General features: G+C 67.4%; 22 protein-coding genes. 19 read left to right on the top strand and 3 right to left on the bottom strand.

The annotated features are described in order from the left end of the window. Positions 1 to 40 precede the first annotated feature (40 nt). Entirely contained in the window at positions 41 to 1,315 is a 1,275-nt protein-coding gene (eno, locus tag WDM94_09565; GenBank protein ID MEJ0012857.1) for a phosphopyruvate hydratase, read from the top strand. A gap of 2 nt (positions 1,316 to 1,317) precedes the next feature. Here eno and WDM94_09560 read toward each other — a convergent pair whose 3' ends face one another. After that, the gene (locus tag WDM94_09560) at positions 1,318 to 2,859 is read right to left on the bottom strand and encodes an EAL domain-containing protein (protein ID MEJ0012856.1); all 1,542 of its coding nucleotides are present in this window, start codon (positions 2,857 to 2,859) and stop codon (positions 1,318 to 1,320) included. Positions 2,860 to 3,040: 181 nt separating this feature from the next. Between WDM94_09560 and WDM94_09555 the strand changes: the two genes are divergently transcribed. From WDM94_09555 to WDM94_09500, 12 genes are all read left to right on the top strand, one after another. Beyond that, positions 3,041 to 3,373 carry a septum formation initiator family protein gene (locus WDM94_09555; protein ID MEJ0012855.1) on the top strand — a complete coding sequence of 111 codons (333 nt, stop codon included), beginning with the start codon at positions 3,041 to 3,043 and terminating at the stop codon, positions 3,371 to 3,373. 133 nt (positions 3,374 to 3,506) lie between these two features. Further along, the gene (gene pdhA / locus WDM94_09550) at positions 3,507 to 4,571 is read left to right on the top strand and encodes a pyruvate dehydrogenase (acetyl-transferring) E1 component subunit alpha (protein ID MEJ0012854.1); all 1,065 of its coding nucleotides are present in this window, start codon (positions 3,507 to 3,509) and stop codon (positions 4,569 to 4,571) included. A gap of 47 nt (positions 4,572 to 4,618) precedes the next feature. Further along, positions 4,619 to 6,055, top strand: a complete 1,437-nt coding sequence (locus tag WDM94_09545) for a pyruvate dehydrogenase complex E1 component subunit beta (GenBank protein ID MEJ0012853.1) — start codon at positions 4,619 to 4,621, stop codon at positions 6,053 to 6,055. Between the two features lie 3 nt (positions 6,056 to 6,058). Continuing rightward, on the top strand, positions 6,059 to 6,358 hold the full coding sequence (locus WDM94_09540) for a DUF5076 domain-containing protein (GenBank protein ID MEJ0012852.1): 300 nt from the start codon (positions 6,059 to 6,061) through the stop codon (positions 6,356 to 6,358). A 3-nt stretch (positions 6,359 to 6,361) separates the two neighbouring features. Then, entirely contained in the window at positions 6,362 to 7,690 is a 1,329-nt protein-coding gene (locus WDM94_09535) for a pyruvate dehydrogenase complex dihydrolipoamide acetyltransferase (GenBank protein MEJ0012851.1), read from the top strand. 11 nt (positions 7,691 to 7,701) lie between these two features. After that, complete coding sequence (gene lpdA, locus WDM94_09530) at positions 7,702 to 9,132, top strand: dihydrolipoyl dehydrogenase (GenBank protein ID MEJ0012850.1); 1,431 nt, start codon at positions 7,702 to 7,704, stop codon at positions 9,130 to 9,132. 42 nt (positions 9,133 to 9,174) lie between these two features. Continuing rightward, positions 9,175 to 10,368 (top strand): hypothetical protein, encoded by a 1,194-nt coding sequence (locus tag WDM94_09525; protein ID MEJ0012849.1) that lies wholly within the window; start codon positions 9,175 to 9,177, stop codon positions 10,366 to 10,368. Between the two features lie 112 nt (positions 10,369 to 10,480). Continuing rightward, entirely contained in the window at positions 10,481 to 10,744 is a 264-nt protein-coding gene (locus WDM94_09520; protein ID MEJ0012848.1) for a GlsB/YeaQ/YmgE family stress response membrane protein, read from the top strand. Positions 10,745 to 10,763: 19 nt separating this feature from the next. Next, the gene (locus tag WDM94_09515; protein MEJ0012847.1) at positions 10,764 to 11,021 is read left to right on the top strand and encodes a GlsB/YeaQ/YmgE family stress response membrane protein; all 258 of its coding nucleotides are present in this window, start codon (positions 10,764 to 10,766) and stop codon (positions 11,019 to 11,021) included. A 97-nt stretch (positions 11,022 to 11,118) separates the two neighbouring features. Beyond that, a complete protein-coding gene (gene lipA, locus WDM94_09510; GenBank protein ID MEJ0012846.1) occupies positions 11,119 to 12,072 on the top strand; it encodes a lipoyl synthase in 954 nt (317 codons plus the stop codon). Further along, on the top strand, positions 12,072 to 12,530 hold the full coding sequence (locus WDM94_09505) for a type II toxin-antitoxin system RatA family toxin (GenBank protein ID MEJ0012845.1): 459 nt from the start codon (positions 12,072 to 12,074) through the stop codon (positions 12,528 to 12,530). Before lipA ends, WDM94_09505 begins: the two co-directional genes overlap by 1 nt. Next, positions 12,527 to 12,907, top strand: coding sequence for a VOC family protein (locus tag WDM94_09500; GenBank protein MEJ0012844.1), 381 nt, complete (start codon positions 12,527 to 12,529; stop codon positions 12,905 to 12,907). The genes WDM94_09505 and WDM94_09500 overlap by 4 nt, the downstream gene beginning before the upstream one ends. Before the next feature lie 171 nt (positions 12,908 to 13,078). Here the strand turns inward: WDM94_09500 and WDM94_09495 are convergent, their stop codons facing one another. Together WDM94_09495 and WDM94_09490 are read right to left on the bottom strand one after the other, a co-directional pair. Then, on the bottom strand, positions 13,079 to 13,582 hold the full coding sequence (locus WDM94_09495) for a CinA family protein (protein MEJ0012843.1): 504 nt from the start codon (positions 13,580 to 13,582) through the stop codon (positions 13,079 to 13,081). Further along, a complete protein-coding gene (locus WDM94_09490) occupies positions 13,579 to 14,766 on the bottom strand; it encodes a bifunctional 2-C-methyl-D-erythritol 4-phosphate cytidylyltransferase/2-C-methyl-D-erythritol 2,4-cyclodiphosphate synthase (protein ID MEJ0012842.1) in 1,188 nt (395 codons plus the stop codon). The genes WDM94_09495 and WDM94_09490 overlap by 4 nt, the downstream gene beginning before the upstream one ends. Positions 14,767 to 14,920: 154 nt before the next feature. Here WDM94_09490 and dusB point away from each other — a divergent pair, with 154 nt between their 5' ends. From dusB to WDM94_09460, 6 genes are all read left to right on the top strand, one after another. Then, positions 14,921 to 15,889, top strand: a complete 969-nt coding sequence (gene dusB, locus WDM94_09485) for a tRNA dihydrouridine synthase DusB (protein MEJ0012841.1) — start codon at positions 14,921 to 14,923, stop codon at positions 15,887 to 15,889. Continuing rightward, positions 15,886 to 17,010, top strand: coding sequence for a nitrogen regulation protein NR(II) (locus WDM94_09480; protein ID MEJ0012840.1), 1,125 nt, complete (start codon positions 15,886 to 15,888; stop codon positions 17,008 to 17,010). Before dusB ends, WDM94_09480 begins: the two co-directional genes overlap by 4 nt. 1 nt (position 17,011) lies before the next feature. Beyond that, positions 17,012 to 18,451: a nitrogen regulation protein NR(I) gene (gene ntrC, locus WDM94_09475; GenBank protein ID MEJ0012839.1), complete on the top strand. Its 1,440-nt coding sequence runs from the start codon at positions 17,012 to 17,014 to the stop codon at positions 18,449 to 18,451. A gap of 360 nt (positions 18,452 to 18,811) precedes the next feature. After that, positions 18,812 to 21,058, top strand: coding sequence for a PAS domain-containing sensor histidine kinase (locus WDM94_09470; protein MEJ0012838.1), 2,247 nt, complete (start codon positions 18,812 to 18,814; stop codon positions 21,056 to 21,058). Positions 21,059 to 21,076: 18 nt separating this feature from the next. Then, a complete protein-coding gene (locus WDM94_09465) occupies positions 21,077 to 22,447 on the top strand; it encodes a sigma-54 dependent transcriptional regulator (GenBank protein MEJ0012837.1) in 1,371 nt (456 codons plus the stop codon). Positions 22,448 to 22,453: 6 nt separating this feature from the next. Then, positions 22,454 to 23,305, top strand: coding sequence for a D-amino-acid transaminase (locus tag WDM94_09460; protein ID MEJ0012836.1), 852 nt, complete (start codon positions 22,454 to 22,456; stop codon positions 23,303 to 23,305). Positions 23,306 to 23,341 lie beyond the last annotated feature (36 nt).

The following is a 23,341-nucleotide window of genomic DNA, read 5'->3' as shown; positions in this document are numbered from 1 at the left end:
CTGTAGAACGCCGCCGGATCACATCTCTCGGGGAACACCAATGACCGCGATCATCGACATCATCGGACGGGAAATCCTGGACAGCCGGGGCAACCCGACCGTGGAAGTCGACGTTACCCTCGACGACGGGTCGATGGGCCGCGCCGCGGTGCCCTCGGGCGCTTCGACCGGCGCGCACGAGGCGGTGGAGCTTCGCGATGGAGCGAAGAAGCGCTACCTCGGCAAGGGCGTGTCGAAGGCCGTCGCTCACGTCAACGGCGAGATCTTCGAGACGCTGTCGGGCATGGAAGCCGAGAACCAGATCCACATCGACCGGACGCTGATCGCACTCGACGGCACGGCCAACAAGGGCCGGCTCGGCGCCAACGCCATCCTCGGCGTGTCGCTTGCCGTCGCCAAGGCGGCGGCGGAAGCGAACACGCTGCCGCTCTACCGCTACGTCGGCGGGACCAACGCGCATGTGTTGCCGGTGCCGCTGATGAACATCGTCAACGGCGGAGCGCATGCCGACAACCCGATCGACTTCCAGGAATTCATGATCGCGCCGATCGGTGCGCCGACGTTTGCCGAGGCGCTCCGCTGGGGCTCGGAAGTGTTCCATACGCTGCGCGGCGAGTTGAAGAAGGCCGGGCACAACACCAACGTCGGCGACGAAGGCGGCTTCGCGCCGAACCTCGCCTCGGCGCCGGCGGCGCTGGAGTTCGTGATGAGCGCGATCGAGAAGGCGGGATACAAGCCAGGCAAGGACATCGCGCTGGCGCTCGATTGCGCGGCGACCGAATTCTACAAGAAGGGCAAGTACGAATACGAAGGCGAGAAGAAGACGCGCGATGCGGCGGCGCAGGTCGCCTACCTCGCCGACCTCGCCAAGAAGTTCCCGATCGTGTCGATCGAGGATGGCATGGCCGAGGACGACTGGGCCGGCTGGAAGGCGCTGACCGAGAAGGTCGGCGACAAGATCCAACTGGTCGGCGACGACCTGTTCGTCACCAACACGACGCGCCTCAAGGAAGGCATCGACAAGGGCATCGCCAACTCGATCCTGGTCAAGGTCAACCAGATCGGCACGCTGACCGAGACGCTCGACGCCGTCGCCATGGCGCACGCCGCCGCCTACACGGCGGTGATGTCGCACCGCTCCGGCGAGACGGAAGATTCCACGATCGCCGACCTCGCGGTCGCCACCAACTGCGGGCAGATCAAGACCGGCTCCCTGTCCCGGTCGGATCGGGTCGCGAAGTACAATCAATTGCTGCGGATCGAGGAGGAACTCGGCACGCAGGCAGAGTATGCGGGGCGGCGGGCGTTAGGGTAGTTTCAGGCCGCCAGGCGTTTGGCGAGCAGCGCCGGGACCTCGCCCGCGGGCACGGGCACCGAATAGAGGAATCCCTGCCCGGTGTTGCAGCCCTGCTCGCGCAGCCAGGCTGCGTCGACCGCTTCTTCGATTCCCTCCGCCACGGTTGCGATGCCGAGCGCCTCGCTCAGACCGATGACGGCCGAAACTATCTTCGCGTTTTCGACGTTCGCGCGCCGCGTCGTGACGAAGCTCCGGTCGATCTTGACGACATCAAACGGCAGTTCGCGGAGGTAGTAGAGGCTCGAATAGCCCTTGCCGAAATCGTCGATGGCGACGCGTACGCCAGCACGTTTCAGGTCTTCGATGATACGGCGCGCGCCCGCGAGGTCGTCGAGCAGGGCCGTCTCGGTCAACTCTATTTCGAGGCGATTTGCCGGAAAAGCCGCGACCTCGAGGACACCCAAAATCTTGGCGGCCAGCATCGGGTCCTTGAACTGATCGGGTGCGATGTTGATGGAAAGAGCCAGGTTTCCATCCCATCGTTTGGCATCGTCGACTGCCCGGCGCAGGAGCGCCAGCGAAAGATCGCCGATCAGCCGGGCGTCTTCGGCGATGGGAATAAAGACCTCCGGCAGCAGCAGGCCGCGGGTCGGATGCTGCCAGCGGGCGAGCATCTCGAAGCCGGTGATGCGGCCGTCGTCGAGATTCACTTGCGGCTGATAGAACGGCGTGATCGCGTCGGTGCCGACGGCGCTGCGCAGTTCAACCTCGAGCGCTGCGCGATCACGCAAGGCTTCGTCAATCGCGGCATCGAAAAACGAGTACCCGCTGACGCCGATCGCCTTCGTCCGATACATCGCCATGTCGGCCTTGCGGATCAGTGCCTCGCCGTCGCCGCCATCTTCCGGAAAGAGCGAGATCCCGATGCTCACGCCAGTATCGGTCCGGATCTGGCCTATGTCGAACGGTTCATCGAGGGCAGCAATGATGCGGTTTGCGAGCCTGACCAGGTGCTCCCTGTCGACGCCGAAGACGGCGAGCGCAAATTCGTCGCCGCCAAGGCGCGCGAACGAGTCATCGGAACGTACCAGCGGCCGCAGCCGTTCGGTGATCGCGATCAGCAGATTGTCGCCAACCATGTGACCATGCGTATCGTTGACCGCCTTGAAGCGATTGAGGTCAAGCGACAGCACCGCGGCGCGGGCGCCGGAACGCCGCGCCGCCGCGATCGACGCTGTCAGGCGTTCGTTGAACAGGCGGCGGTTGGCGATACCGGTCAGCGGATCGTGGCGGGCAAGCGCGCTGGCTTCGGCTTCGGCGGCGACCCGGCGGCGGACCTCCGCGGTAAGGCGGCGGGAGCGCAAGAACAGAATTATCGCAAGCGCGACCGTGCCAACAACGAAGGCGTTGGCGAGTTCATCAAGCTGCCAGTTTTCGTAGATGCGGGTTTCTTCGTAATACCATTCGAAAGTGTCGAGGCGCGAAAGCAGGAGGAACGCCGCCACCGCGCCCGCAACGATGGCGATTTCTGCCTCGGTTACATTGCTTTTGAGCCATGCCACGAGTGCGCGCCTTCTGGCGTTGGAAGATGCCGTCATGCGGCGAGTCTACCCCGCGACGGTTAGCAGATTTGCCAAGCAAGTCCCTCATTTGGGATTTCGGTAAAGAGAACGTGCGGGAACGGCCCGCAACGCTCCATTAAGCCTCGTGCGCCATGGTGGTTGCGGAGTCCGCCGAGCCACCATGATCACCCGCCAGCGTAAGAAGTCCGTTCTCCGCCGCCTGCTGATGCCGCTCGCGGCCGTCGGGTTCCTGTCGTATTTCGGGTATCACGCCTTCAACGGGGCGTTCGGCATATGGGCGATGGACCGGCTGGTGGCCGACGCCGCTCAACTCACCGTTACCCGCGACCAGCTTGTAGCCGAGCGTACGACGCTGGAGCGGCAGGTGGCGAGCGTGCGGCCGTCGAGCCTGGACGCCGACGTGATCGACCTTGAGGCGCGGCACGCGCTCAACGTCATGCGGCCGGATGAGGTCGTGGTCGATTTGGGTGCGGCGCAGCAAAACGCGCGTTAGGCACTTTGGACATTTCCCCTATGTCTTTTCGGAATACTGGCTCTGCACAGGCGCGCTTGGATTGACTCGACGTGTGCGTTAGCGTCGCAGCCAAGAATACGAAGAAAAAACTCCGTTTCATGGGGAGACGTGCATGCCCAAGGCCGAACGTAAGGCCGCAGAGCCTGCGGTAGCCGTAGCCGCGCGAAAAACCGAGCGGGCCGGCGACGAGACAAGTTCCGTCACCACCAAGCCCGCAAATTTCACGCGCGAGGAAGAACTCGACGCCTTCTCGCACATGCTCCTCATCCGCCGCTTCGAGGAGCGGGCCAGCCAGATGTACGGCATGGGCCTCATCGGCGGCTTCTGCCACCTCTACATCGGCCAGGAAGCGGTGGTCACCGGCGTCAAAATGGCGTCGAAGCCCGGCGACCAGTACATCACCGGCTACCGCGACCACGGCCACATGCTCGCTGCCGGCATGGACCCCAAAGGCGTCATGGCCGAGCTTACCGGGCGCGCCGCCGGCTATTCGCACGGCAAGGGCGGGTCGATGCACATGTTCTCGCGCGAGCAGAATTTCTACGGCGGCCACGGCATCGTCGGCGCCATGGTGCCGCTCGGCACCGGCCTCGCGTTCGCCAACAAGTATCGCAAGAACGACTCGGTCGCGCTGACCTTCTTCGGCGACGGCGCCGCCAACCAGGGCCAGGTGTACGAGTCGTTCAACATGGCCGAGCTGTGGAAGCTGCCGGTCGTCTACATCATCGAGAACAACCGCTACGCCATGGGCACGTCGGTCGAGCGCTCGTCGTCGCAGACGGATTTCTCGCGCCGCGGCATCTCGTTCAACATCCAGGGCGAGCAGGTCGACGGCATGGACGTGCGCGCCGTGAAGGCGGCGGCGGAGAAAGCGCTGGCGTGGTGCCGCGCCGGCAAGGGTCCGTACATCCTCGAGATGCAGACCTATCGCTATCGCGGCCACTCGATGTCGGACCCGGCGAAGTACCGGACGCGCGAGGAAGTGCAGGACATGCGCGAGCACCACGACCCGATCGAGCGGGTGCGTGCGCGCATCGTCGAAAAGAAGTATGCGAGCGAAGACGAGCTGAAGAAGATCGAGAACGAGGTGCGCGACATCGTGATCGCGGCGGCCGAGTTCGCGACCAGCAGCCCCGAGCCGGACGCCGCTGAGCTCTGGACCGACATCACCCACTAGCCGCGCGCCGGCCTCGCCGGGTTCCAGCGCAACAGGAAATTTTGCTGATGCCGATCGACGTTCTCATGCCGGCGCTGTCGCCCACCATGGAGGAGGGGAAACTCTCCAAGTGGCTCAAGAAGGAGGGCGACAAGGTCAAGTCCGGCGACATTCTCGCCGAGATCGAGACCGACAAGGCGACGATGGAAGTCGAGGCCGTCGATCAAGGCACGATGGCACGCATTCTCGTGCCCGAGGGTACCGAGAACGTGAAGGTGAATACGCCGATCGCGCAGCTTGCCGGCGAGGGCGAGGCGGTCGGTGCTGCACCGGTGGCGAAGGCGGCGGCTCCCGCTGCCGCGCCTGAGATGCCGGCGGATCATCAGGCCGCGCCGGCGACGCAGCAGTCGGTGCGACCGCCGGAGATGAAGGCGGAGGGCATGCCGAAGCAGCCGGCGTCGGTTCCAGCAGCGCCGCACACGCCGGCGCTCGCCGATCCCGACGTGCCGGCCGGCACCGAGATGGTGATGACGACCGTGCGCGATGCGCTCCGCGACGCGATGGCCGAGGAGATGCGCCGCGACAAGGATGTCTTCGTCATGGGCGAGGAGGTCGCGGAGTACCAGGGTGCCTACAAGGTGACGCAGGGGCTGCTGCAGGAATTCGGCGCCGAGCGCGTGATCGACACGCCGATCACCGAGCAGGGCTTTGCCGGCCTCGGCGTTGGCGCGGCGCTCGCGGGCTTGCGGCCGATCGTCGAATTCATGACGTGGAATTTTGCCATGCAGGCGATCGACCAGATCGTCAACTCGGCCGGCAAGACTCTGTATATGTCGGGCGGCCAGATGGGCGCGCCGATCGTCTTCCGTGGCCCGAACGGCGCGGCGGCGCGCGTTGCCGCGCAGCACAGCCAGGACTACGCCGCGTGGTACGCGCAGGTGCCCGGCCTCAAGGTCGTGATGCCCTACACGGCGGCGGACGCCAAGGGCCTGCTCAAGGCGGCGATCCGCGACAACAATCCGGTCGTGTTCCTGGAAAACGAGATTCTCTACGGCCACCAGTTCGAGGTGCCGAAGCTTGCCGACCACGTGCTGCCGATCGGCAAGGCGCGCATCGCGCGCGCCGGCACGGACGTAACCATCGTCTCGTTCGGCATCGGCATGAACTACGCGCTGAAGGCGGCGGACGAACTGGCCGGCATGGGCATCGAGGCCGAGGTGATCGACCTCAGGACGATCCGCCCGCTCGACATGGAAACCGTGATCAACTCGGTGAAGAAGACCAACCGCGCGGTGACGGTGGAGGAGGGGTGGCCGGTCGCTTCGATCGGCTCGTACATCGCCTCGGAGATCACGATGCAGGCGTTCGACTATCTCGATGCGCCGGCAATCAAGGTGTCGGGCAAGGACGTGCCGATGCCCTACGCCGCCAACCTCGAAAAGCTCGCGTTGCCCAACGTCGCGGAAGTCATCGCGGCGGTGAAGGCCGTGACGTACCGGACGTAGGCGATGGCGACGGAGCAGCCCATCCCGCCCGATGCCGCCGCGAGCGACGATGCGGTCGAGGTGCTGCGTGCGTTCGTGGTCGACGGCGGGCTGTCGATCGCCTTCACGCGCGCCTTCGACGATCCGGGCATGTGGGGCATGATGCTGGTCGATATCGCCCGGCACGCGGCGCGCGCCTTCGCCAAGGAAGGCGTGATGAGCGAGGAGCAGGCGCTGGGCGCGATCGTCGATATGTTCGATTCCGAGCTCGCCAACGTGACCGATCCCGGCCTGACGACGCCGCGCGACAAGCAAGGCCACTGAAACATGCCGATCAACATCCTGATGCCGGCACTTTCGCCCACGATGGAGAAGGGCAATCTCTCCAAGTGGCTGAAGAAGGAAGGCGACAAGGTCAAGTCGGGCGACATTCTCGCCGAGATCGAGACCGACAAGGCGACGATGGAATTCGAGGCGACCGACGAAGGCACGATGGGCAAGATTCTCGTGCCCGAAGGAACGCAGGATGTCGCCATCAATGCGCCGATCGCGGTGCTGCTGACCGAGGGTGAGAAGGCGGACGCGATCAGCGCCGCGCCAGCTCCCGCTGCGCCGAAGGCCGCGGCTCCGGCCGCTCCCGCGCCTGCGGCCGCTCCTGCTGCGGCTCCGGCGCCGAAGCCGGCTGCCGGTCCTGCCGCTGCGGTTAGCACCAACGGCACCGGCGGCCGCACCTTTGCCTCGCCGCTGGCGCGCCGCCTTGCCAAGGAAGCCGGCGTCGACATTGGCCGGGTGACGGGCTCCGGTCCGCATGGCCGCGTGGTGAAATCCGACATCGATGCGGTGAAGTCGGGCAAGGCGCCGCTCGCGGCTCCCTCTGCCGGCGCTCCCGCCGCCAAGGCGCCGCTGCCGGCGCCGTCGATGTCCGACGCGCAGGTGATGAAGCTGTTCGACGACGGCGAGTATGACGTCGTCCCGCACGACAACGTGCGCAAGATCATCGCCAGGCGGCTGGTCGAGGCGAAGACCACGATCCCGCATTTCTACCTGACTATCGACACCGAGATCGACGCGCTGCTGGCGCTCCGCGCCGACATCAACTCGGCCGCACCCACCGTCGACGGCAAGCCGAAGTGGAAGGTGTCGGTCAACGATCTCGTCATCAAGGCGCTGGCGATGGCGCTGATGCGCGTGCCCGACGCCAACGTGACGTGGACCGAGGCCGGGATGCTGCACCACAAGCGCTCCGACGTCGGCGTCGCGGTCTCGATCCCGGGCGGGCTGATCACGCCGGTGGTGCGCCACGCCGACACCAAGACGATCTCGCAGATCTCGATCGAGATGAAGGATCTCGCGGCGCGCGCCCGCGTGCGCAAGCTGGCGCCGCAGGAGTATCAGGGCGGCACCAGCGCGGTCTCCAACCTCGGCATGTTCGGCATCAAGGATTTCGCCGCGGTGATCAACCCGCCGCATGCGACGATCCTGGCGGTCGGTGCCGGCATCGAGACGCCGGTGGTGCGCGACGGCAAGATCGAGATCCGCAACATCATGACGTGCACGCTGTCGACCGACCATCGCGCCGTCGACGGGGCGCTCGGCGCGCAGCTCTTCCAGGCGTTCAAGCAACTGATCGAGCAGCCTGCCGGGATGCTGGCGTAGGAGACGGACCCATGGCCGACGCCTACGACGTCATCATCATCGGCTCCGGCCCCGGCGGCTATGTCGCCGCGATCCGGGCGGCGCAGCTTGGGCTCAAGACCGCGGTCGTGGAGCGCGCGTATCTCGGCGGCATCTGCCTCAACTGGGGCTGCATCCCGACCAAGGCGCTGCTGCGCTCGGCCGAGGTCTACCACTACATGGAGAACGCCAAAGACTACGGCCTCTCCGCCAAGGACGTGTCGTTCGATCCGGCGGCGGTGGTGACGCGCTCGCGCGGCGTGGCGGCGCAGCTTTCCAACGGCGTCGCGTTCCTGCTCAAGAAAAACAAGATCGACGTCATCTGGGGCGAGGCGACGGTCGAGGCGGGCGGCAAGGTCACCGTCAAGGCGTCGACCGCGGCGCTCAAGACGGAGGCGCCGAAGGGAGCGCTCGGGCCCGGCGCCTACCAGGCGAAGAACGTGATCGTGGCGACGGGCGCGCGGCCGCGGGCGCTGCCCGGGCTGGAGCCCGACAAGAAACTGGTGTGGACGTATTTCGAGGCGATGGCGCCGGACAAGATGCCGAAGTCGCTGCTGATCGTCGGCTCCGGTGCGATCGGCATCGAGTTCGCCTCGTTCTACCGCACGATGGGCACCGAGGTGACGGTGGTCGAGATCCTGCCGCAGATCCTGCCGGTCGAGGACGAGGAGATCGCGGCGCATGCGCGCAAGCGCTTCGAGAAGGCCGGCATCAAGATCCTGACCGAGGCCAAGGTCACGCAGCTCGTCAAGGCCGCGGACAGCGTCACCGCCACGATCGAAACCAAGGACGGCAAGAAGCAGGAGCTGAAGGTCGATCGCGTCATCTCCGCTGTCGGCGTCGTCGGCAACATCGAGAATCTCGGGCTGGAGAAGCTCGGCGTGAAGATCGAGCGCGGCACCATCGTCATCGACAAGCACGGCCGCACCAACGTGCCGGGCGTGTGGGCGATCGGCGACGTCGCCGGGCCGCCGATGCTGGCGCACAAGGCCGAGCACGAGGGTGTCATCGCGGTGGAAGCGATCGCTGGCCAGGACCCGCACGCGATGGACAAGCTGAAGATTCCAGGCTGTACCTACTGCAATCCGCAGGTCGCTTCTGTCGGACTTACGGAAGCGAAGGCGAAGGCCGCCGGCTACGACATCCGCGTCGGCAAGTTTCCGTTCATCGGCAACGGCAAGGCGATCGCGCTCGGCGAACCGGAAGGTTTGGTAAAGACGATCTTCGACAAGAAAACCGGCCAGTTGCTCGGCGCTCATCTGGTCGGCGCGGAAGTCACCGAGTTGATCCAGGGCTTCGTCATCGCTATGAACCTGGAGACTACGGAGGAAGACCTGATCAATTCAGTCTTCCCGCACCCGACGCTCTCCGAGACCATGCATGAGAGCGTGCTCGCCGCCTACGGCCGGGTGATTCACGTCTAGGCACCGGCGCGGCCGGCGCCGCTTCGCCGGGGGACGCGTCTCATGCGTATCGCTTTTTCATCTCGCCATCTGATCGTCGCCGCTGCCCTCATGCTCGGCGCCGGCGCGGCGCACGCGACCGACTTCAAGCAGGCCGGGCCGATGGTTTCCATCGCGGCTGACGGCGGCAAGGTTGAAGTTGCCGGCGCCAGCGTCGAGGTTTCCGGCATGGCGTCGAGCGTGCGCGCGGCCGGTGCGCTGGTCACGGTTACCACCGCCTCGACCGGCGACACGCAGGTTGCCGGCGCGCAGGTCGCGGTTTCCGGTTCGACCGGCGGCGTGCTCAACGTCGCCGGCGCGGTCGTCGACGTCACCGGCACCGTCACCGGTGACGCGGTGGTCGGCGGCGCCGTCACCAAGGTCAACCTGCAGGCCGGCGCCAACCTGCACGTCGGCGGCGCCAGCATCGTCATCGCGCCGACCAACGACGTGCGCGGCAAGCTCGAGGTTTACGGCGCGGTCGTGACTGTCTCCGGCCACATCGCCGGGCCGGTCGAATCGGGCGGCGCGTCGGTCACCTTCGACGGCCAGGCCGACGGGCCGGTCACGATCGCGGCGACCCGGGTCGTCATCGGGCCGAACGCGCGGATCGGCGGCGATCTCACCGTGCGCTCGGTCAATGCGCCGGAACTCGCGCCGGGCTCGGTGGTCAGCGGCACCGTGCATCAGGAGCAGCCGCAGACGTGGTGGGCCGTGGCGCCGTGGCAGTGGGTAGCCGGTGTTGCGCTCGCCATCGCCGCGGGCACCATCCTCACCGGCCTGGTCGCCATGCTGTTCGGCGGCCATGTCTTCACGACCGCGACCGAGCATGTCCGTCACCGGCCGCTGTCGAGTTTCCTGTTCGGCATCCTGACGATCGTGCTGATCGGCTTCATCGGCGCGGCGCTTCTGATAACCGCTATCGGCTGGAGCGTCGGCGGCGCCGTGCTCCTGCTGCTGCCGTTCCTGCTGGTCTTCGGCCACGCGGTGGCGGCGGCGGGCATCGCTTCGGCGGTGCTCCTGCGGCGTTCCGGGCCGATCGGCGTGCCGACGGCGATCCTGATGCTGGTGATCGGGGCGATCGCACTGGTGGCGCTTGGCCTTATCCCGTGGGTCGGTCCGTTCATCGTGCTGATTGCGCTGGTCCTCGGCACCGGCGCCTTCACTCGCACCGTCGGCGGGCGCCTGCGCCGCGCCGAGCCGCAACCGGTGGTCTGATCCGGCCTCACCGGATTCCGGCCTTCGCCGGAGTGGCGCGCGGCGCTAGAATGCGGGAGGCCGGATCGAATCGGCCCCCGCGTTCGTGAAGCGCGTGTGACGGGAGGGTGCATTGAGCGCACGGTCGCAGTCGATTGTCTCGTGGGTGATCATCGGCCTGATCGCCGGTTTCCTCGCGAGCGTTATCGTGCCCAGCAGCGGCAACCTGTTCGGCTGGCTGATCGCCGGCCTCCTCGGCTCGGTCGTCGGCGGTTTCCTGGCGCAGCAGCTCAAGATCAGCCTCAATTTCGGCAACCCGTTTCTCGAGCAGGTCGTCATCTCGTTCGGCGGCGCGATCATCGTGCTGATCGTCGCGCGGCTGATCATCCTCGGCTAGATCGGCAGGGAGGTTCGTCATGCAGGGCGTTGGCTGGATCGGAGCGATCATTCTGGGCGGCATCGCGGGGTGGATCGCCGAAAGGGTGACCGGTTCCCAGATGGGGATCATCGCCAATATCGTTCTGGGCATCGTCGGCGCGCTGGTGCTGAACGGCATCCTCGGGCTGCTCAACATCGTCCCGTCGGATGCCTGGTACGCGCAGCTCATCATCGGCGTCGTCGGCGCGGTGCTGCTCATCTGGGTCTGGCGGATGGTGCGCGGGCGGCAGATGTAGCCGAGGGGCGGGTTGGCCCTCGCGCTCGGGGATGCATGCCCGCCATGCATCTGGCGAACCAGCGATTTCTCCACCCGACGTGCTATATAACCGCAGCATGACCACGCTCATCGACACGATCTCGGCGCCGCGGCCGCGCCATCCGGAAAAGGCGCATCGGCCGGAGACGCCGTTGCTGCGCAAGCCGGACTGGATCCGTGTCAAGGCGCCGGGCTCGGCGGTCTATCGCGAGACGACCGCGATCGTGCGCGAGCACGGGCTGGTCACGGTGTGCGAGGAGGCCGGCTGCCCGAACATCGGCGAGTGCTGGTCGAAGAAGCACGCCACCTTCATGATCATGGGCGACACGTGCACGCGGGCGTGCGCCTTCTGCAACGTCAAGACCGGGATCCCGGGCCTGCTCGATCGCGACGAGCCGGCGAAGGTCGCCGACGCGGTCGCCAAGCTCGGCCTGCATCACGTCGTCATCACCTCGGTCGACCGTGACGATCTCGCCGACGGCGGCGCCGAGCATTTCGCCCGCACGATCGCCGCGATCCGGGCGGCGAGCGATGCGACCATCGAGATTCTCACGCCGGACTTTTTGCGCAAGGACGGCGCCATCGAAACCGTCGTTGCGGCGAAGCCGGACGTCTTCAACCACAACCTCGAGACCGTGCCGTCGAAGTATCTGACGGTGCGGCCTGGGGCACGTTACTTCGCCTCGCTCCGCCTGCTGCAGCAGGTCAAGGAACTCGATCCTTCGATGTTCACGAAGTCGGGCATCATGGTCGGGCTCGGCGAGGAGCGGAACGAGGTGCTGCAACTGATGGACGACCTGCGCGCGGCCGACGTCGATTTCCTCACTATCGGGCAGTACCTGCAGCCCAGCCGCAAGCATCATCCGGTGATGCGCTTCGTGCCGCCGGACGAGTTCAAGGCATACGAGACGATCGCCTATGCCAAGGGCTTCCTGATGGTGTCGGCGAGCCCGCTGACGCGCTCGTCGCACCACGCCGGCGAAGACTTCGCGCAATTGCGCGCGGCGCGCGCCGCCAAGCTCGGCGCCTGATGCCGCAGTTTTCGACCGAGCGGCGGGTGCGCCACCCGGCCGACCAGATGTTCGCGCTGATCGCCGACATCGAGAAGTATCCCGAGTTCCTGCCGATGTGCGAGAAGCTCACCGTACGCGGTCGCACGAACGAAGACGGGCGCGAGGTGCTGGTCGCCGACATGACCATCGCATACGCCGTTGTGCGCGAGACGTTCACGACGCGCGTGACGCTCGACCGCCCGGCGCTCACCATCGATGCCGATTACCTCGACGGGCCATTCCATCATCTCGACAGCCAGTGGTCGTTCGTGCCGGAAGGCGAGGGGGCGTGCCTGGTGCGCTTCACCATCGACTACGAGTTCAAGTCGCGGATGCTGACGATGGTGATGGGCAGCGCGTTCGAGGGCGTGTTCCGTAAATTCGGCGAGGCGTTCGAGAAGCGCGCCGACGCCGTCTACGGGACGCACGCGCCATGATGACGCTCGGCGCGGCGCCGCTGATCGCGTTTCTCGCTACGGCGGACGCGGCGCGCAGCCGGGCGTTCTATGCCGATACGCTGGGGCTCAGGCTGGTCGACGACTCGCCGTTCGCGCTGGAGTTTGACGTCGGCGGCGTGATGCTGCGCATCCAGAAGGTCGAGACGCTGACGCCGCATCCGTTCACGGCGCTCGGCTGGCAGGTCGGCGATATCGGCGCGCAGATTACCGAGCTGGCGCGGGAGGGCGTGGTGTTCGAGCGGTTCGCCGGGCTCGAGCAGGATGGCGCGGGGGTGTGGACGTCGCCGAGCGGGGCGCGGATCGCGTGGTTTCGGGATCCGGACGGGAATTTGCTGTCGCTGACGGAGTTTCCGTAGTCTTTCCGCGTTACCGCGGCGCCTCTCCTTCGCTATCATCCTTCGGCGAGGCCGGAGGCCTCGACCGGAGCACCAGTCGCAACGATCGCTTTGCTGAAGCCGGTCCTCCGGTCAGCGCTTCGCGCCGCCGAAGGATGACAGCGGAGGGAGGCGCCTATCGCGCCGCCTCGGCTATCCCCGCGCCAGCGCGTCCAGCATCCCCAACGCCTCGCGCACCGTGGCCAGCCGCACCTCGCTCCGCCCGATGTCGCCGAAGCGCTGCTCGCGGTGGATGATGTCGCGGCCGCGGCGCACCGCGGCGAAGTGGACGAGGCCGACCGGCTTGTGCAGCGAGCCGCCGCCCGGGCCGGCGATGCCGGTTACAGCCACCACGAGATGAGCCTCGGAATATTGCAGCGCGCCCTGCGCCATCGCGTGTGCGGTTTCCTGCGAGACGGCGCCGATTGCCGGGTCGTTGAGGATCGGCTCGGGCACGTCGAGGAGATCGATCTTCGCCTGGTTCGAGTAGGTGACGAAGCCGCGGTCGATGACCTCGGAGGATCCGGGGATCTCGGTCAGCGTCGCGGCGATCAGGCCGCCGGTGCAGGACTCGGCGGTCGCGATCTTGAGGCCGTGCGAGCGGCAGAGGTCGATCAGCATCTTCGCCGACGGGATGAGGTGGGCGAGGTCGGTCATGGCTTGAACGGCAGGCGGATGGTGGCGACGGCGTGGGCGGCGGCGCCTTCGCCGCGGCCGATGTAGCCGAGGCCCTCGTTGGTCGTGGCCTTGACGCCGACGCGGTCGATGCTGACGCCGGCGATCGCGGCGATGCGGGCGCGGATCGCCTCGCGGTGCGGGCCGACCTTCGGGCCCTCGCCGAGGTAGGTCGCATCGAGATGGGCGACGATACCGCCGCGGGCTTTCACCCGCGCCACGGCGTCGGCGAGGAAGCGGTCCGAGGAGGCGCCTTTCCATTGCGGATCGGACGGCGGGAAGTGCTGGCCGATGTCGCCGTCGCCGAGGGCGCCGAGCACCGCGTCGGTCAGCGCATGCAGGATCACGTCGGCGTCGGAGTGGCCGACGAAGCCGCGCGTGTGCGGGATGGCGACGCCACCGAGCATGACGTGGTCGCCGGGGCCGAAGGCGTGGACGTCGTAGCCGACGCCGACGCGGACGTCGCCCAGCGCCAGCGCCGCCTCGGCCGTCAGGCGGCGGTCGGCGGCGGCGATGTCTTCCGCCGTGGTCAGCTTGATATTGGCGGCGTCGCCAGGGATCGCCTGCACGATGGCGCCGGCCCACTCGGCAACCGCGGCGTCGTCGGTGAAGGCGAGGCCGGCGGCGGCGGCGCGCTCGTGCGCGTCGCGGATGAGATCGAAGCGGAAGCCTTGCGGCGTCTCGGCGGCGAATAGATTTTCGCGAGGCACCGTCTCGACGACGCTAGCGCCGTCCACCCGCTTCAGCGTGCTCGATACCGGCAGCAGCGGTACGACCGCGTCGGCCGTCGCGGCGGCGACGCGGTCGATCAGCGCCGCGGAGGCGAAGGGGCGGGCGGCATCGTGGATGAGGATGCGGTTGGGCGCGTCGGCAGCGAGCGCGGCGAGGCCGAGGCGGACGGACGCCTGGCGGGTTGCGCCGCCCGTGGCGGGGGCGCGGAGCTTGGGGTGGCGCGGGGCGACGGAATCGTAAAGATCGCGCTGGCCTTCGCCGATCACGACCTGTACGGCATCGACGGAAGTGTTCGGCAGGAACAGGCCGAGCGTGCGCGCCAGCACCGTTTCGCCGCCAAGTTGCTGATATTGCTTTGGAATGCCGTTGCCACCGGCGCGGCTTCCGGCACCGGCGGCGACGATCAGGACGGCGGTTTTTTGGGCTGTCGCCACGGACGGGCCTCTGTCATGCGGAGGCGCTATGTGTATCACGGCCATGCCATTTCGCACTTGCTCAGAGCAGTGATTTGACTAATCTATGAGCAAATCTGACGTTGCCTAATCGGTATGCATTTTGTCACCTGATGTAGCAAAGCTCGCGGAGCCGCTGGCCATTGGGCCGGTGTCCGTTCCCAACCGCGTTTTTCTGGCGCCCATGTCCGGCGTGTCGGATGTTCCGTTCCGCAACATCGCCTCGGGGTACAGCGCCGGGCTGGTCGTGTCGGAGATGGTCGCCAGCGAGATGCTCGCGCGCGGTGACGCGCAGTCGACCATGCGGGCGGAGCGGGCGGGACGCGGGCCGCACGTCATCCAGTTGGCCGGGCGCGAAGCCAAATGGATGGCGGAAGGCGCCAAGGCCGCGACCGACGCCGGCGCCGACATCATCGACATCAACATGGGCTGCCCGGCGAAGAAAGTGACCGGCGGGTATTCCGGCTCGGCGCTGATGCGCGACCTCGATCATGCGCTGACGCTGATCGAGGCGACGGTCGGCGCCACGCCGCTGCCGGTGACGCTGAAGATGCGGCTCGGCTGGGACCACGACACGATCAACGCGCCGGAGCTGGCGCGGCGCGCGGAAGCCGCCGGCGTGCGCATGGTGACCGTCCATGGGCGCACGCGCTGCCAGTTTTATGCCGGCGCGGCGGACTGGGCGGCGATCCGCGCGGTCAAGGACGCGGTGTCCATTCCTCTCGTGGCCAACGGCGACCTGACGTCGCCGGACGATCTGGCGCGGATGCTGGCGCTTACCGGCGCGGACGGCGTGATGATCGGGCGCGGCGCGTATGGGCGGCCGTGGATGCCGGGGCATCTTGCGGCGTTTGCCACCACCGGCGTCATGCCGGCGGCACCCGACGGCGTGGCGCTGCATGACGTGATCCGCGCGCACTACGAGGCGATCCTAGCGCATTACGGCGTGTGGACCGGGGTGAAGGTCGCGCGCAAGCACCTCGGCTGGTATCTGCCGGATCTTCCTGCCGCTCTGCGCCAGCCGATGATGACGGCGAGCGACCCTCACGTGGTGCTGGCTCTGCTGGCCGAGGCGTTCGCCGAACCGATCGCGGAGGCGGCATGAGCATCGACGCCTCGACTATCGAGCGCGGACGGTCGGCGAGTGCGGTGCTCGATGCCCTGCCGCACCCGGTACTGCTGGTTGACGGCACGGGCAGCATCGCCGATGCCAACACCGCCGCGCAGCATTTCTTCCAGGCCTCGATCACGGTGCTGCGGCGACATCCGCTGGCGTATTTCGTGCCCTTCGGCAGTCCGCTGCTCGAGCTGATCGATCAGGTTCGGCAGCGCGGCGCTTCGGTCAACGAATACCGCGTCGATGTCGGCACGCCGCGGAACGGCGGCGAGCATGTCGTCGATATCTACGCCACGCCGAGCCTCGATCATGCGGAGAGCGTCGTCGTCGTGCTGCAGGAGCGCTCGATGGCCGACAAGATCGACCGGCAGCTCATCCATCGCGGCGCGGCACGCAGCGTCAGCGGCCTGGCCGCAATGCTGGCGCACGAGATCAAGAATCCGCTGTCGGGCATCAGCGGCGCGGCGCAGCTTCTGGAAGGGTCGGTCGGCGACGAGGATCGCGTGCTGACGCGGCTGATCCGCGACGAGGCCGACCGCATCGTCAAGCTGGTCGATCGCATGGAGGTGTTCTCCGACGAGCGGCCGATCGAGCGCGAGCCGGTCAACATCCACATCGTGCTCGATCACGTGCGGCGCCTGGCGCGCTCGGGCTTCGCGCGTGCGCTTACCATCCGCGACGAGTACGATCCGTCGCTGCCGCTGGTGCTCGCCAACCGCGACCAGCTCGTGCAGGTGTTCCTCAATCTCGTGAAGAATGCGGCGGAGGCCGTCGGCGATGCGCCGGGCGGCGAGATCGTGCTGACCACCGCGTTCAAGCCGGGCTTCCGGCTTTCGGTGCCGGGCAATCCGTCGAAGGTGACGCTGCCGCTCGAATTCTGCGTGCGCGACAACGGCGGCGGCGTGCCGGAAGAATTGATCCCGCATCTCTTCGAGCCGTTCGTGACCACCAAGGCGAACGGCACCGGCCTCGGCCTGGCGCTGGTCGCCAAAATCATCCGCGACCACGGCGGCGTCATCGAGTGCGAGTCGCAGCCCGGCCGCACGACGCTGCGTGTGTTGATGCCCGCTTACCCCGGGCCCGCTACCTCCGACGCGAAGGATTCCTGACATGCCGCTCGGCAACATTCTTGTCGCTGACGACGATGCCGCCATCCGGACCGTGCTCAACCAGGCGCTGTCGCGTGCGGGCTACTCCGTGCGGCTGACGTCGTCGGCCGGGACGCTGTGGCGCTGGGCGAGTGAAGGGGAGGGCGACCTCGTCATCACCGACGTCGTCATGCCCGACGAGAACGCGTTCGATCTCCTGCCGCGCATCAAGCGCGTGCGGCCCGACCTGCCGATCATCGTGATGAGCGCGCAGAACACGTTCATGACCGCGATCCGCGCCTCCGAGCGCGGCGCGTACGAGTACCTGCCGAAGCCGTTCGACCTCAAGGAGCTGATCGCCATCGTCGGACGCGCGTTGTCCGAGCCTAAGGCGAAGCGGCCGGAGGCGGCGCCGCAGGATCCGGCCGATGCCATCCCGCTGGTCGGGCGCTCGGCGGCGATGCAGGACATCTACCGCGTGCTGGCGCGGCTGATGCAGACCGACCTCACCGTGATGATCGCCGGCGAATCCGGCACCGGCAAGGAACTGGTGGCGCGGGCGCTGCACGACTACGGCAAGCGGCGGAACGGGCCGTTCGTGGCGATCAACATGGCGGCGATACCGCGCGACCTGATCGAGGCCGAGCTGTTCGGCCACGAGAAGGGCGCCTTCACCGGCGCGGCGGCGCGCAGCGCCGGCCGCTTCGAGCAGGCGGACGGCGGCACGCTGTTCCTCGACGAGATCGGCGACATGCCGATGGAGGCGCAGACGCGGCTACTGCGCGTGCTGCAGCAGGGCGAATACACGACGGTCGGCGGGCGGACCGCGATCAAGACGGACGTGCGCATCATCGCGGCGACCAACAAGGACCTCCGCATCCTCATCAATCAGGGCCAGTTCCGCGAGGACCTGTTCTTCCGGCTGAACGTCGTGCCGATCCGGTTGCCGCCGCTGCGCGAGCGCAGCGAAGACGTGCCCGATCTGATCCGCCATTTTTTCACGCTGGTGGAGCGCGAAGGCCTGCCGGCCAAGCACATCGAGACGGCGGCGATGGAGCGGCTAAAGCGCTACCGCTGGCCGGGCAACGTGCGCGAGCTCGAAAATCTCGTGCGGCGCCTGGCGGCGCTCTATCCGCAGGAGGTGATCGGCGAGGGGATCATCGAGGCGGAGCTGGAGCAGCCGAGCGTCGCGGCGCCGGCGGCCGAGGGACAGGACGAGACCCTGTCCGGATCGGTCGAGCGGCACCTCAACACGTACTTCCGCGGCTTCGGCGAGAACCTGCCGCCGCCGGGCCTCTACCACCGCATCCTGCGCGACGTGGAGTCGCCGCTGATCGGGGTGGCGCTCGCCGCCACCCACGGCAACCAGATCAAGGCGGCGGAGCTGCTCGGCGTGAACCGGAATACGCTCCGGAAGAAGATCCGCGAGCTGGATATCCAGGTTATTCGCGGTGGGCGGTAGTTGTCATTCCCCCTCTCCCTGGAGGGAGAGGGCCATGAGCCTTAGTGAGCGCCAGCGAACTTAGGCGAATGGGGTCGGGGGTTAGAGACAGGAGTTATGGGCCGAGGGGTCCCTAACCCCTCACCCTTCCTCGCTGGGTTCGCTCCGCTCACCAAGCTCGGAAGCCCTCTCCCTCCAGGGAGAGGTGCCTCGGCGACGGCTGCGCGCGGAACGGGGCTAAATCTCGTCAACCACGCCTACTTTCCCCTGTTGTTTTTTGATCACAATGTTGTTGCAATTGCATCGGACGGTGGCCTAGTCCGTGGTTGCGGCTTGGTGTGGCGGGGAAGCGACAGTGTCATGACTGCGGAAGCGGCACCGATGGCCGAGCCAATCGCTGAAGACGCACCGGGAAGCCGTGCCTTCACCTTGAGCCGGCTGATCCGCGCGTCCGGCTATGTCGCCGTCGTGCTGGCGCTGGCGACGACAGCCGGCAGCTTCTTCGTCCTCATGGGCCTGACGCCCATCGCGCCGTCGCCGAACGTCGTTTTCGCGGCGCTGCTGGCGAACGGCATTCTGGTCGCCTTCCTGATCTTCGTCATCGCGTGGGAGGTGGTCAGCCTCGTCATCGCCAACCGGCGCGGGCGGGCGGCGGCGCGGCTGCACATCCGCATCGTGGCGCTGTTCAGCCTGATCGCGGCGGCGCCGGCGGTGCTGCTCGCCATCGCGGCCAGCGTCTCGCTCGACCGCGGGCTGGACAACTGGTTCTCGGTGCGCACGCGCGCGATCGTCGAGAATTCGCTGTCGATCGCGCAGGCCTATGCCGAGCAGCAGTCGATCCAGTTGCGGTTCGATGCGCTGGCGGTGCGGGCGGAGCTCGAGAAGGCGCCGACGCTGCTCACCGACGACCCGACGCGCTTCGAGACGTTCTTCGCCTCGCTCGCCCAGGAGCGCAACCTGCCGGGCATCTTCCTGGTCAAGGGCGACGGCGGGCTGGTCGCGCAGGCGACGTCGGTGGAGCGGCGCGAATTCCCGCCGCCGTCGACGGCCGTGCTGCAGCAGGCCAAGCAGGATCTGTCGCAGGTCGTGATCGTGCCGCCCGGCAACGGCAACGCCATCGGTGCGATCACCGGGCTCGACGGCTTCGACGATACCTTCCTGTACGCCGTCAGGCCGATCGATCCGAAAGTCGCCGGCTACCTGGCGATGACCAACGATACCGTGGCGCAGTACCGTGTGCTGGAGGCGAGCCGCTTCGGCGTGCAGCTTGCCTTCGGCATTCTCTTCCTCGGCATCACGGTCGTGGTGCTGCTCTCGGCTGTGTGGCTGGGCATCGGCTTTGCCAACCGGCTGGTGGCGCCGATCCGCCGGCTGATCGACGCGGCGAAGCAGGTGTCGGCGGGCAACCTCCGGGTCGAGGTGCAGGCGCGCAATTCCGACGGCGACGTCGGCGCTCTCGGCGTCACCTTCAACCAGATGACGGCGCAGCTTCGCGGGCAGCGCCAGCAGCTCGTCGCGGCGAGCGAGTTGAACGACAGCCGCCGGCGCTTCACCGAGGCGGTGCTTTCCGGCGTCACCGCGGGCGTGATCGGCATCGATGCCGACGGGCGCATCACCATCGCCAACCGCACGGGCCTGCATCTTCTGGAGGCGCCGGACCGGACCATCGGCTTGCCGCTGGTGGAGGTCGCGCCGGAGCTCGAAAAGGTCGTCAACGGCGCGCTCCGCGACGGGCGGCCGGAGCATCGCGACCAGGTGACGATCATGCGCGGCGGGCGCGAGCGCACGGTCAACATCCGCGTCACCACCGAGCGGGCGACCGGCCAGGCGCACGGCTACGTCGTGACGCTCGACGACATCACCGACCTGGTGACGGCGCAGCGCTCCTCGGCGTGGGCCGACATCGCCCGGCGCATCGCGCACGAGATCAAGAATCCGCTCACCCCCATCCAGCTTTCGGCCGAGCGGCTGAAGCGGAAATTCGGGCGCGTCATCGTCGACGACCGCGACGTGTTCGACCAATGCACCGACACCATCATCCGCCAGGTCGGCGACATCGGCCGCATGGTCGACGAATTCTCATCGTTCGCGCGCATGCCGAAGCCGGCGATCGTGTCCGGCAACCTGTCGGACGTGGTGCGCGAGGCGGTGTTCCTGGTCAGTGTCGCCCAGCCCGACATCGCCTTCGAGACCAAGCTGCCGCAGGAGCCGCTCACCGGCCGCTTCGATGCGCGGCTGATGGGGCAGGCGATCGGCAACCTCGTCAAGAACGCAACCGAGGCGATTGCCGCGGTGCCGCCGTCGCCCGACTTCAAGGGCGCGATCGAGGTCGATGGCCGCTTCGAGGGGGCGGCGATCGTCGTCGATGTCATCGACAACGGCGTCGGCCTGCCGCGCGAAAATCGCCAGCGGTTGCTGGAGCCCTACGTGACCACGCGCGAAAAAGGCACGGGATTGGGCCTCGCGATTGTGACGAAGATCATTGAAGAACACGGCGGGCGGGTTGAACTGCTCGATGCGCCCGCGGTCGCCCACGGCGGACGCGGCGCGATGATCCGCATCACCCTGCCGGGCGCAGAGTCGGTGCGGCTCGAAGAACCGGAAGTGAAATTGGCGGCGGGCGGGTAACGGAAGAGTCGGTTGAGCATGGCGTCGGATATTCTGATCGTTGACGATGAGGCGGACATCCGCGACCTGGTCGCGGGCATCCTGACGGACGAGGGCCACGGCACGCGTACCGCGGCCGATGCGGATACCGCGCTCACCGAGATCGCGGGGCGGCGGCCGTCGCTCGTCTTCCTCGACATCTGGTTGCAGGGAAGCCGGCTCGACGGGCTGGCGCTGCTCGACGAGGTGAAGAAGGAGCACAGCGACCTCCCGGTCATCATGATTTCCGGGCACGGCAACATCGAAACGGCGGTTTCCGCAATAAAAAGAGGGGCTTACGACTATATCGAGAAGCCGTTCAAGGCCGACCGGCTGGTGCTGGTGGCGGAACGGGCGCTTGAGGCGTCAAAACTCCGGCGCGAGGTGAAGGCGCTACGCGAGCGCGCCGGCGACGCCAACCAGTTGCTCGGCAACTCGGCCGCGATGAACCACCTCCGCGGCATGATCGAGAAGGTTGCGCCGACCAACAGCCGCATCATGATCTCCGGCGCCTCCGGCGCCGGCAAGGAGATGGTGGCGCGCGCCGTGCACGAGCTGTCGTCGCGCAAGACGGGGCCGTTCGTGGTGCTGAACGCCGCCACGATCATCGCCGACCGCATGGAGAACGAGCTGTTCGGCACCGAGGCCGTCAACGGCGACGCGCGCAAGGTCGGCGCGCTGGAGGAGGCGCACGGCGGCACGCTCTACCTCGACGAGGTCGGCGACATGCCGCGCGAGACGCAGAACAAGATTTTGCGCGTGCTGGTCGACCAGACGTTCCAGCGCGTCGGCGGCACTAACCGCGTGACGGTCGATGTGCGCATCATCTCGTCCACCGGGCGCGATCTCGAGCGCGAGATCGGGGAGGGGACGTTCCGCGAGGATCTGTTCCACCGCCTTGCGGTCGTGCCACTGCGCGTGCCAGCGCTGGCCGAGCGGCGTGAGGACATTCCGCTGCTGGTGCGCCATTTCGTCGAGCAGATTTCGCGGGCGACGGGTTTGCCGCCGCGCACGATCGGCGACGACGCCATGGCGGTGCTGCAGGCGCACGACTGGCCGGGCAACATCCGCCAGCTCCGCAACAACGTCGAGCGGCTGATGATCCTGGCGCGCGGCGATGCCTCCGACACCATCACGGCTGAGATGCTGCCGGCGGAGATCGGCGAGATGCTGCCGACGACGCCGGGCCGGGCAGGGGGCGAGCACCTGATGTCGATGCCGCTGCGCGACGCGCGCGAGATTTTCGAGCGCGAGTACCTGACGGCGCAGGTCAACCGCTTCGGCGGCAACATCTCGCGCACGGCCGAGTTCGTCGGCATGGAGCGCTCGGCGCTGCACCGCAAGCTGAAGTCGCTGGGCGTCAACGGCTAGGCGCTCATGTCGCGCGTTGCCTACGTCAACGGCCGCTACGTGCCGCACGGCATGGCGGCCGTGCACATCGAGGACCGCGGCTATCAGCTCGCCGACGGCGTCTACGAAGTCTGCGAGGTGCGCGGCGGCCGGCTTATCGACGAGGCGCGGCACATGGCGCGGCTGGCGCGCTCGCTCGGCGAATTGCGGATCACGGCGCCGGTCGGGCCGGCAGCGCTCGGCGTCATCCTGCGCGAGGTGGTGCGGCGGAACCGTGTTGCCGAAGGCTTGGCCTATGTGCAGTTGACGCGCGGGGTGGCGCCGCGCGACCATGGTTTCCCGGCGAAGCCGGTGCGGGCGGCGCTCGTGGTGACCGCGAGGACGATAAGCCTCGCTGCGCGCGATGCACGGGCGGCGAAGGGCGTCGCGGTGATCACGACGCCGGAGACGCGCTGGGCGCGGGTCGACATCAAGACGATCGGGCTTACCGCCAACGTGCTCGCCAAGCAGGCGGCGCACGAGGCGGGCGCGTTCGAGGCATGGTTCGTCGATCGCGACGGCTTCGTCACCGAAGGTTCGAGCAGCAACGCGTGGATCGTGACGAAGCAGGGCGCGGTGGTGACGCGGCCGGCGGACACGGCGATCCTGCGCGGTGTCACGCGCTCGCTGCTCATCGACATCCTGAAGCGCGAGAAGCTGACGTTCGAGGAGCGGCCGTTCAGCGTGAAGGAGGCGCTCATCGCGCGCGAGGCGTTTCTGACGTCGGCGACGACGGCGGCGACGCCGATTGTCGCGATCGACGGCAAGGCTGTCGGCGACGGCAAGCCCGGTCCGGTCGCGACTGCGCTGCGGGCGCATGTACTTCGCCACGAAAGCTAAAGTCTGACCAATTGGTCAGGAAAATCGTGCCTCGAC

This window comes from Bauldia sp., assembly GCA_037200845.1.
Classification (GTDB): domain Bacteria; phylum Pseudomonadota; class Alphaproteobacteria; order Rhizobiales; family Kaistiaceae; genus DASZQY01.
Note: the sequence above shows the minus strand (reverse complement) of the source record. Positions and strands in the feature narration are given on the sequence as shown.